General features: G+C 43.4%; 10 protein-coding genes. 7 read left to right on the plus strand and 3 right to left on the minus strand.

Translation table 11 applies throughout. The annotated features are described in order from the left end of the window. The 3 genes from panB to ACFODW_RS05275 all read right to left on the minus strand — a co-directional run bounded on the left by panB (nt 1) and on the right by ACFODW_RS05275 (nt 2,458). Nucleotides 1-828 (minus strand): 3-methyl-2-oxobutanoate hydroxymethyltransferase, encoded by an 828-nt coding sequence (gene panB / locus ACFODW_RS05265; RefSeq protein WP_390303993.1) that lies wholly within the window; start codon nt 826-828, stop codon nt 1-3. Beyond that, a complete protein-coding gene (locus ACFODW_RS05270; protein WP_390303995.1) occupies nt 825-1,667 on the minus strand; it encodes a Rossmann-like and DUF2520 domain-containing protein in 843 nt (280 codons plus the stop codon). Before ACFODW_RS05270 ends, panB begins: the two co-directional genes overlap by 4 nt. A 344-nt stretch (nt 1,668-2,011) precedes the next feature. Then, nucleotides 2,012-2,458: a DUF6376 family protein gene (locus ACFODW_RS05275; protein WP_390303997.1), complete on the minus strand. Its 447-nt coding sequence runs from the start codon at nt 2,456-2,458 to the stop codon at nt 2,012-2,014. Nucleotides 2,459-2,903: 445 nt separating this feature from the next. Here ACFODW_RS05275 and ACFODW_RS05280 point away from each other — a divergent pair, with 445 nt between their 5' ends. The 7 genes from ACFODW_RS05280 to eutH all read left to right on the plus strand — a co-directional run bounded on the left by ACFODW_RS05280 (nt 2,904) and on the right by eutH (nt 9,991). Next, nucleotides 2,904-3,101 (plus strand): cold-shock protein, encoded by a 198-nt coding sequence (locus ACFODW_RS05280; RefSeq protein ID WP_390303999.1) that lies wholly within the window; start codon nt 2,904-2,906, stop codon nt 3,099-3,101. A gap of 682 nt (nt 3,102-3,783) precedes the next feature. Continuing rightward, on the plus strand, nt 3,784-5,175 hold the full coding sequence (locus tag ACFODW_RS05285) for an MFS transporter (RefSeq protein ID WP_390304001.1): 1,392 nt from the start codon (nt 3,784-3,786) through the stop codon (nt 5,173-5,175). Nucleotides 5,176-5,231: 56 nt separating this feature from the next. Further along, on the plus strand, nt 5,232-5,798 hold the full coding sequence (locus ACFODW_RS05290; protein WP_390304003.1) for a DUF4256 domain-containing protein: 567 nt from the start codon (nt 5,232-5,234) through the stop codon (nt 5,796-5,798). A 223-nt stretch (nt 5,799-6,021) separates the two neighbouring features. Next, nucleotides 6,022-7,110, plus strand: coding sequence for a DUF4236 domain-containing protein (locus ACFODW_RS05295; RefSeq protein ID WP_390304005.1), 1,089 nt, complete (start codon nt 6,022-6,024; stop codon nt 7,108-7,110). A gap of 110 nt (nt 7,111-7,220) precedes the next feature. Beyond that, on the plus strand, nt 7,221-7,781 hold the full coding sequence (locus tag ACFODW_RS05300) for a sugar O-acetyltransferase (RefSeq protein WP_390304007.1): 561 nt from the start codon (nt 7,221-7,223) through the stop codon (nt 7,779-7,781). Nucleotides 7,782-7,948: 167 nt separating this feature from the next. After that, complete coding sequence (locus tag ACFODW_RS05305) at nt 7,949-8,695, plus strand: SDR family NAD(P)-dependent oxidoreductase (RefSeq protein ID WP_390304009.1); 747 nt, start codon at nt 7,949-7,951, stop codon at nt 8,693-8,695. A 165-nt stretch (nt 8,696-8,860) separates the two neighbouring features. Continuing rightward, nucleotides 8,861-9,991, plus strand: coding sequence for an ethanolamine utilization protein EutH (gene eutH, locus ACFODW_RS05310; RefSeq protein ID WP_390304011.1), 1,131 nt, complete (start codon nt 8,861-8,863; stop codon nt 9,989-9,991). The last annotated feature ends 178 nt before the right edge of the window (nt 9,992-10,169 follow it).

Consider the following 10,169-nt stretch of genomic DNA (forward strand, 5'->3'; position numbering starts at 1 on the left):
CTAGTACAATTTATCAATAATCTCATCTGAAATGGCATAGGTATGCTCTTCAGCAGGAAACGATCCTTCTTTTACTTCGGTTTTATAATCCTGAAATGCTTGTTTCATGATTTCACCTACATTTGCAAACTGTTTGACAAACTTTGGTTTGAAATCAGAAAAGATTGCCAACATATCTTGATATACCAGTACTTGACCATCACAACTCGCACCAGCGCCAATTCCGATGGTCGGAATGTTTATTTCTTTGGAAACTCGTTCTGCCAGTTTTGCAGGCACACCTTCTAGAACAATCATAAATGCTCCTGCTGCCTCTACTGCTTTTGCATCCTCGATTAACTGTCTGGCAGCTTCTTCGGTCTTTCCCTGTACCTTGAACCCGCCAAATGCATTTACAGACTGTGGTGTTAGACCGATATGGGCACAAACTGGAATGGATGCTTCTACAATGGCTTTGATCTGCGGACACACATTAACGCCGCCTTCCAATTTAACACCATTTGCCCGGCCTTCTTTCATCATTCTGCAAGCATTGAATACGGCATCATAAATGGAAGCTTGATAGGACATAAATGGCAAATCAACTAGAACAAAAGCATTGTCCGCTCCTCTGCTGACAGCCCTTGAATGGTGAATCATATCATCCATGGTAACTGACAATGTATCTTCATATCCAAGGACGACTTGTGCAAGAGAATCCCCGACTAATAGCATGTTAATTTCAGCTTCATCCATTAACTTTGCCATTGAATAATCGTAGCAAGTAAGCATCGTAATTTTATCGCCTTCGTTTTTTTGTTTCTGTAATGATGTCACTGTATTTTTCATTCTTTTATAACCCCTCCGATTTCTTCAAAATCTCTGTCTTTATGTTTCTCTTTCGCTATATTTAGAACTTGTCTGGATAGAGCTTTATAAACTTCCTTTTCCTGTGGATCTAATACCCGCAAATGATTTAAAATTGTAAAAAGATCATTTCTCTCAATTGGTCCTGTTAGCGCGTCCCTTGGCCCGTATGAAAGAATATTGTTGGTATTTTCTTGAATCAAAGGAATCAATGCCTGATGGGCGTTGTCTGGTGTAAAACCACAATCTATCAGCATTTTCTCACCCAAGGAAACGAGCCCTACATATAGATTGCTGACCATAGCTGCAGATGCATGGTAACGGATTTTGTCTTCTGCTTGAATAACTGCTACCTGGTTCCCAAAACTTTCAAATAGACGGGACAGATGGTTTAGATATTTTTCATGGCCTTCTATGGTAAAAAAAGATTTTGACAGCTCTTTGTAGGAATGATACTTATCATTAATCGCAAAGAGAGGATGGATGGAATAACCGAATGCATGGGATCGGCTGATATCTGAAAACACAGTCGAACTTAAAGAGCCGCTAAAATGGCTAATTATTTTATTTTCGATTGGAAGCATTTTCAACTGCCCCCATACCTTCTCAATCATCCCATCCGGAACGGTTAAAAATATGGCATCACTATCTTTAACCAGATATTCGACTTTTTCATATGCCCTTGTGTTCGTAAATTCTGCTGCTTTTATCGATGATGTTAAAGTTTTGCTGTAATATCCTGTCACATGTACGTTCCGCTCGGTTAAATACTTTCCAAGGGAAACTCCTACTTTTCCTGCCCCAATAAACCCAATTTTCATAAATACCCCCTAAATCACCTTAGTCTCCGATATAAGATAATAAGCCTTACTCTCCAAAGAAAATCGTTGCTAGCTTGAAATTGTAATCACTATTACTATAACAGAATTATTAAAAATGGGAAAATTCAAAAATGGTGTAAGGTCGGACTTTTCTTTCAGCCAATTTTGATAGAAGATGAGGACATCAATAGAACTCCTTCGTACAGTTTTATAGCTACTTGGTGGGTTTGGACGGGCGTTAACGGGAGGCGAGAGTTTGCGGACATAATAACTAAAAACACTGATTCATATTATGCTGCCAAATAAAAAAACACCCTTTTTAAAAGAGTGTCGTGACGGCCAGCTTATTCGCCCAATTGTTTAATTTGATCAAGCGTATTGGTAATCTCACTTAGCGATTGAAATATTTCTGTATTTTCAATGGCAGAGGTGTCCAGTTTTCCATTTTCCATGTTGTTTAAATACACGTCTATTCCTTCAAGTGCTTGTTTGTTTCGATCCACTACTTGCTGATGAAGGCCTGCTCCCACGGCTGGTTCTTCCATTTCGTTAAATTCAGTGATCGTCAGCTTCATGTCCTCCAGACGTGCTTCTAAGTCTTTGGCGGCCTGCTCATCTGTTGCAGCTTGTTCAGCAAGTGAAGGGACTTCATTAACAAATGTGCTTACTTCATTGGCGTAGTCTGTAGCTTCATCTGCATAATTCAAGGTGTTGTTGATCCCTTCCAGCATCGAACAACCGCTAAGCAAGACCGTGACCAACATCAAAAATGCGATACCTGTTGTTTTCAATGGCAATCCTCCTACTCATTCGTATACTCACACCCTTTATTATAGCATGGATGTATAGCCCCTTTTTTAACAATGCCTACGTTTAAAGGCATGAGAAAGAAATTCATTCTTTAAAATAAAAGAGATGCATCATCGATTTGACACGATTGAAGCAGCTTATATACCTGATCAGCAATAAAAACCAGGTCATGGAAGTTTACTCTTTTTCGAGCTGGAATGAAACAGTAAGTATGGTGCACTAACTGAACAAGAAGACCATCTGTCTAATAGTAGACAGATAAGGTATCTTTTTTGAGTGACACGTGTTATACTATGAATAACTTAATTGTTCGTGCTAGCAATACAAGATCTATGTCATAACCTTACAATGTATATCATCGTCTTGAATTATTATCAGAACAACCAAAGTAATACACGTGCACTATGCACAACGGAGGAATTTCATATGAACACAGGTTCAGTAAAATGGTTTAACGCAGATAAAGGTTTTGGATTTATCGAAGTTGAAGGTGGAGACGACGTATTCGTACACTTCTCAGCAATTCAAGGCGAAGGTTTCAAAACATTGGATGAAGGTCAATCAGTTTCTTTCGACATCGAAGAAGGTAACCGTGGACCACAGGCAGCTAACGTTGTTAAATAATATTTTATAATTGGTAAAGAGTCCTTCTCTCACAGAAGGGCTCTTTATTTTTTTCGTTTAAATAGAAAACGAACTCCCGTAATAATTGAAAAATTTTAAGAAAAAGAATGGGTTTTCTGACAGTGATAAAGGGGAAACTTGGTAAATCAGTCACGATCAGACGGGTGCACCTCTTAGGTAGACAGGAACGCTTTTTCACGATGCAGCAGGTTAGCCCTTAAACTATACTCATTAAGCCCTCGTCGATTATGATGAGGGCTTTATTAACTTTTATAAAAAATATTAGCTTTAATAATAAGGGAGCCTTGTTGTAAACTCTTTATATAAAAATATAGCGAAAATTTTGAATTAAAAACTATAGATTGGTAAAATGAATAGGATAGTAGCCTCACATAATGCTTAGGATTAGATGGTAAGCAGAAGGATGAGCGATGGTTGGAGGGATCAGGCCAGGGAGGCAGAAACTCCCGTGGCCATTGGATACCATTTAAAAATCAACAGAATTTACCAATCTATGTGAATTTGCTATATTACGAAATCAACGAAGATTAGACTGGAAATCTCTATTATATATTTAGCTTCTTTTATACCAATGCAATATACTACAAAGATTATCATATGACCTGTACAGAGGTACATAATGGATGGGTTCATGATGGTAGTGGGAGAAGAAGGTGTCTACATGAAACATTGGAGTAAAAGCAGGGGGCTGTTTTTATCGTCCGTGGCGACAGGAGCGATGTTGAATCCACTTAATTCCTCGATGGTTGCTCTGGCGATTCCTGCTATACAAAAGGATTTTGGCCTGTCATTTTTAACGGTTTCTTGGGTCATTTCTTCCTTTTACTTAGCGAGTGCTGTGACGCAGCCCATTGCTGGAAGACTGGGTGATTTGATTGGCAGAAGGAAAATGTTTCTGGGAGGTCTCCTATTGGTGGCTGTCTCCGCGATGGGCGCGCCTCTTGCGCCGGTATTTGCGGTGCTGATCATCATGCGATTATTTCAAGCAGTTGGCAGCGGAGCCATCTATCCTGCGGGAATCGGAATGCTCCGTGACCATATTCAGGAAAGGCAGGGAGCTGCGCTTGGTTTCATTTCGTTGACGATGTCGGCGATGGCGGCACTAGGACCTACGATTGGCGGGTTCCTCATCGCCTGGGGAGATTGGCCGGCAATCTTTCTCATCAATATACCTGTTCTTTTGGTATGCTTTATCCTTGGATGGATCGTATTGCCGAAAGATGAAGTGCGAAAGAAATTAACGATGCAAGAATTGATCCGGAAAATGGATCTGTTGGGAATTGTGTTATTTTCGGTCGGGGTCGTCGGCCTTCTTGTGTTTTTATTATCCCTTGAAAGAACGGTGAATGTTGCAGCAGGGATGATAGGCGTGGTCTCCTTCCTTTTATTTGTCTGGCATGAGCTGAGAACTAGGATTCCATTTATCGATATTCGATTATTTCGTTCGAATCGGAAGCTGTCATTGGTATATTTACAATATATTGTACTTAATTTCATCTATTACAGCTTATTTTTGGGATTGCCGAGCTATTTTCAAAACGGCCCGAATTTAAGTGTGGGGGACAGCGGCTTGTTAATGCTTTTAGTGTCAGGAATGGGAATCATCACGGCACCATTGATCGGCCGTTGGATCGATAAATCAGGCGTAAACATCCCAATTTTGGCGGGGAATTCATTGATCGTCATCGGTGCTCTATTACTTTGGGTATTCTTTGGCCATGCCCCGCTGCTGGTCACGGTATTGATCATATCGCTCATCGCGGCGGGATGCAGTTTTGGCAATGTCACCTTACAAGCGGCCATGCTTGAAGCAAGCCCGGCTGAGATTGTGGGGGTATCGACAGGATTATATCAAACATGCCGGCATTTCGGCTCAATTCTTGCTGCCGTCTCACTTGGTCTGATATTCGGCCCTCAATTTGATCCAGATCATTTTACCACCCTGATATTAGTCATGATGGTGGCAGGTATTATCGTTGTGCTCTTGGGTGTGATGTATACGGCAATCAAACCTGAACCGGCAAAAGCAACCGATCTAATCCATAATAATTAAGCCGCTTTACATACTTCAACCAGCAATTAAATAGAACGAAAACGGGAGGAAAAGAAATGACAGAGATGAAGAAGGAACTGACATCCGAACAACAGGAAGAACTGCTCGAGACGCTGAAGGCCCGGTTTGAGAAAAATATGGACAGGCATGAAGGGCTGGAATGGGAGGAAGTACAGGCCAAGCTTGAAGCGGCCCCGGAAAAAATAGCATCCCTTTATAATATGGAAGAAACCGGCGGGGAACCGGATGTGGTCGGGTATGACGAACAGGCAGATGCATATATTTTCTATGATTGTTGTGCGGAAAGCCCTAAAGGTCGCAGAAAGGTTTGCTACGACCGTGAAGCACAGGAGTCAAGGAAGAAGAACAAACCAGAAAACAATGTGCAAGATATGGCAACTTCCATGGGCATCGAGCTGTTGACCGAGGAACAATACCGGGATCTTCAGCAGCTTGGGGAGTTTGACAAGAAGACATCGAGTTGGGTGCAGACACCTGCTCCTATCAGGAAACTTGGCGGGGCCCTCTCTTGTGACCGTCGCTATGACACGGTTTTTGTGTACCATAATGGAGCGGAATCCTATTATAGTGCAAGAGGGTTCCGTGGCTGCTTGAGAGTCTGAGCCTTTTGAGGATGTGGAATAGCTTGTCATGGTAACCCCCGTATCTCATAGGATATGGGGGTTTTTTTGGGACATATGAATTGTTGCCTCCTCATAATGCTATTTGGAAAAAGGTGGGATTCCCTATAAAACGGGGAACAAAGCAAAATCTGGATATGGTATAATCAATTTGAAATGTTTCCCAAATGATTAGCTTAATTAAAGGAAAGAGGAGAATAATAACGTGGGATTTGGATTCCGTAAAAGCGTAAATCTTGGCGGCGGAGTGAGAATGAATTTCAGCAAAAAAGGTGTGGGGCTTAGTGCCGGGACCAAAGGCGCAAGAGTAAGTGTGGGACCAAGTGGTACCAGAGCAAGAGCTTCCGTACCTGGGACAGGTATATATTATAACCAGAAACTAGGAGCCTCGAAAACATCGACGAGGAATTCAGCATATACAGAGCAACAACGGCAGAAGCAGTTGGAGAAAGAACAGCAGCTGGAGTTGGCACAAAATGAAGTGAAAGCTTTCGAGGACCATTTGGATTATTTGACCTCGATGCATAAAGAGGCAACGGAAAATTTCGATTGGAACCATATCATCGCAAACCCTCCGTTTGCCGCAGGGGAAGTGGGGCCCAACGAACAGGAAGCAATCGAGAACCTGGAGAACTATCAGCCTACTTTTCTGGAAAAGCTGTTCAGACGGACAGAAGCCCGGAAGAACGTGTTGAGAGAAGAAATACAGCAGGCAGCAGAAGAAGATCATCAATTACGTGAAAACTGGGAAAGCCTTAAGCAGCTAGGTGAACAGGTAATTGCAGGAGAAACCAGCTCCTATCAAAAAGTCCTGGATGATCTAGCGCCATTTGCAGATATGAAAGATTTGGGGAGTGATTTTGATTATGCATTCCCTGATGCAAATACGGTGGAATTCCGGTTGTACGTTCATTCAGAGAAGGTCATTCCAGAAAAAGAGCTTTCATTGACCAAAACGGGGAAAGTTTCCCGGAAGAAGATGACGAAAACGAATTTCTATGCCCTTTATCAAGACTATGTCGCCAGCTGCGTATTGAGGATTGCAAGGGAACTCTTTGCGTTGCTGCCGGTGGAACATGTCTATATCCATGCGATCGGCGAAATGTTCGACTCCAGTATTGGCAAAGAAGTAGAAGGTACGGTACTATCGGTCCGGGTTGATCGGGAGACATTGAAGGAGCTGAATTTGGACCGCATTGACTGTTCTGATTCGCTGGTCAATTTTGAGCACAATATGAAGTTCAGGAAAACAAAAGGTTTTGCCTTTGTGGATCAGTTGGTGGTAAAAGATTAATATGACCGTATGATATTTAAAATGGAGAGTGCTAAATTGGCACTCTTTTTATATATCTTGATAGATGATAAACTCCCATTGAGCATATAAGTGCAAAAGGAGATATAGGGATGAAGACGGAAAAAGAGAAAATGCTGGCTGGAGAAATGTATGACCCGGAGGACCCGGTGCTTCTGAAGGAACGGGAGGAAGCTCGGCGGAAAGTCCGGATCTATAACCAGACAACCGAATCAGAAGGGGAGAAGCGGTCAGAATTGCTCAAGGACTTGCTCGGTTCCACAGGAGAAAATATCTCCATGGAGCCGAATATCCGTTTCGACTATGGCTATAACACCCATGTCGGTGAAAACTTCTACGCAAACTTTGACTGTACCATCCTGGATGTCTGTGAAGTGAGATTCGGCGACAATTGCCTGCTGGCACCTGGCGTGCAGATCTATACGGCGACACACCCGCTCGACCCGGCGGAGCGGAACTCGGGGAAAGAATATGCAAAACCGATCACATTCGGGGACAATGTATGGATTGGTGGGAGTGCCATAATAAACCCAGGCGTGACAATCGGAGACAATGTTGTTATTGCGTCAGGTTCCGTCGTTACGAAAGATGTGCCGGACAATGTGGTTGTTGGTGGCAATCCGGCAAAAGTGATTAAAGAGATAGATATCTAAGGTAAGGTGGGGCATCGTGATTACCCATTTGAAGCAGGGGAACGTCTGATTATCAAGTACTCATCTAGAGGGAACTTGGACGAACGGTTAGAGAAGCCCTTAAATTTTTAGGTTATTATCGTATGAATGGAACAGATTAGAAATACAGACAAGTCGGGAGGAATTTCATGCCAAATTTAAAGGATCAAGTCATTCTGGTAACAGGAGCTAATCGAGGCCAGGGTAAAGCGATTGCTGAGCATCTAATGGAGGTAGGTGCTAACGTAGTCGTAGGTGCCCGTCAATATGAAAATGCGTTGAAGGTAGTTGAGGAACTAGCAGATTCCCGTGCCTACTCGGTTCAGTTGGATGTTACAAAGGAAGTTGAATGGAAAGCAGCGGTAGAAGAAATCGTAGAGCAATTCGGCAAGATTGATGTGTTGGTGAATAATGCCGGTCTCTTAATCCGCAAGCCATTTACGGAGATTTCCACTGAAGAGTATCTTCAGCTGATCCATGTCAACCAGATGGGTGTGTTTCTCGGGATGCAATCGGTCATACCGTTTATGGAGAAACAAGGAAAAGGTTCCATCGTTAACAATGTGTCGGTCTCAGCCTTTTCCCCGATCGCCCATTCATCTGCTTATGCTGCAAGTAAAGCGTCTGTGGTGGCAATGTCCAAAGCAGCAGCGGTTGAACTGGGACCCAAGGGAATTCGCGTAAATATGATTCATCCCGGTGGAGTCGATACCGACATGGCTACCAATGGAGAGGAAGTCCCGGCCTATTATCAGTCCGTCCCACTGGGAAGGATCGGCAAACCAATGGAAATTGCTAAGGCTGTCGCCTATTTTGCATCCGATGACAGCTCGTACTGTACGGGGGCAGAATTGGTCGTCGACGGCGGAATGACACTGGGAAATGCCGAGGGGTGAGTGGCAGCACGGCCCAGCACTCGGGCGCCAGCACCTGCCACTTGGGCCTCACACCCACTCACTCGGGCGCCAGCACCCCCGACTTACCCCGCACATCATCATCATATATGTTAAAGTGACTGTATAGATAAAAACAGTAAAACAACATGCATTGGGGTAGAGGAAATGGGTATTAATGACATTATTGTTTACATAGTGATGGGCTTTTTCTGTTTAGGGGCCATTGACAAATGTATCGGAAACAGATGGGGGCTGGGGAAGCAGTTCACGGATGGGTTTATGACGATGGGGCCTATTGCGCTTGCCATGGTGGGTATTATATCGCTGGCTCCGGTTCTTGCTTCCATTCTGACTCCTCTCATTGCGCCTGTGTATGGATTAGTGGGAGCGGACCCGGCATCGTTCGCGAATACCATCATCGCCATGGATTCCGGAGGCCATGCATTAGCAACAGAAATGTCCCAAAATGAAGATGCTGAATTGTTTGCATGGGTGTTTTTGGGTTCCATGATGGGACCGACGCTGGTATTTACGATTCCTGTAGGGTTGGGAATTATTGAGAAAGAGCATCAATCGTTTTTTGCCAGGGGGATTTTATTGGGCTTGATAACAGTGCCGTTCGGCTGCCTGGTCGGTGGTATTGTCGCACAAATACCCCTGTTAGTTATTATCCAAAACCTCATTCCAACGATCCTTTTATTCATATTGATCGCTTTCGGCCTTTGGAAGTATACAGAGAAGACGATTTCCGGGTTTTCTAAATTGGCCAAGGGGATACAGATTACTGCTATCATCGGATTGACAGCAATCTCTGTTGAAACTGTTACAGGGTTTACGGTTATACCCAATATGGCCCCATTAATGGAAGGAATCGAAATTGTTGCAAGGGTTGCTGTATTTCTTGCAGGCGCATTTCCAATGATTGCCTTTATCTCCTTCCTTTTTAAGAAATCATTGAGGAGAATAGGGGAGTTCTTACATATAAATGAAACATCTACTGCGGGTTTAATGGCATCTTTGGCCCATAACATTCCCATGTTCTCTATTTTCAAGGACATGGATGATAGAGGAAAAGTCATTAATATAGCCTTTGCCGTCAGCGGCTCTTTTGTGTTCGGCGCCCACTTGGGATTTGTGGCAGGCGTCAACAAGGAGATTGTGTTTGCGATGATAGCAGGAAAGCTTGCTGGGGGTCTGAGTGCTGTCTTCTTAGCGATCATCACTACACGACACACCAAGCAGGTGGACAAGTCGGTAAAAAGTGGGGCGGAGATGGACGGGGCAATCGGGGAATAAAGGATTCCCAACAACAGCCTCCCTTTGGTTGAAGAGCAATTTCCCCGCTAGAAAAAAGGTTCTAAGTCAAATGTTGGGGTGGGAGTCCAAACTCCTGCCCCTTTATCCTAATGAATTGCCGATTGATTTGAATTGATGATGTAATAAAACGCGATGTTTCAAGCGGTCATACCTTCGG

The organism is Virgibacillus sediminis, from assembly GCF_042643265.1.
In the GTDB taxonomy this organism is placed as follows: domain Bacteria; phylum Bacillota; class Bacilli; order Bacillales; family Amphibacillaceae; genus Virgibacillus_O; species Virgibacillus_O sediminis.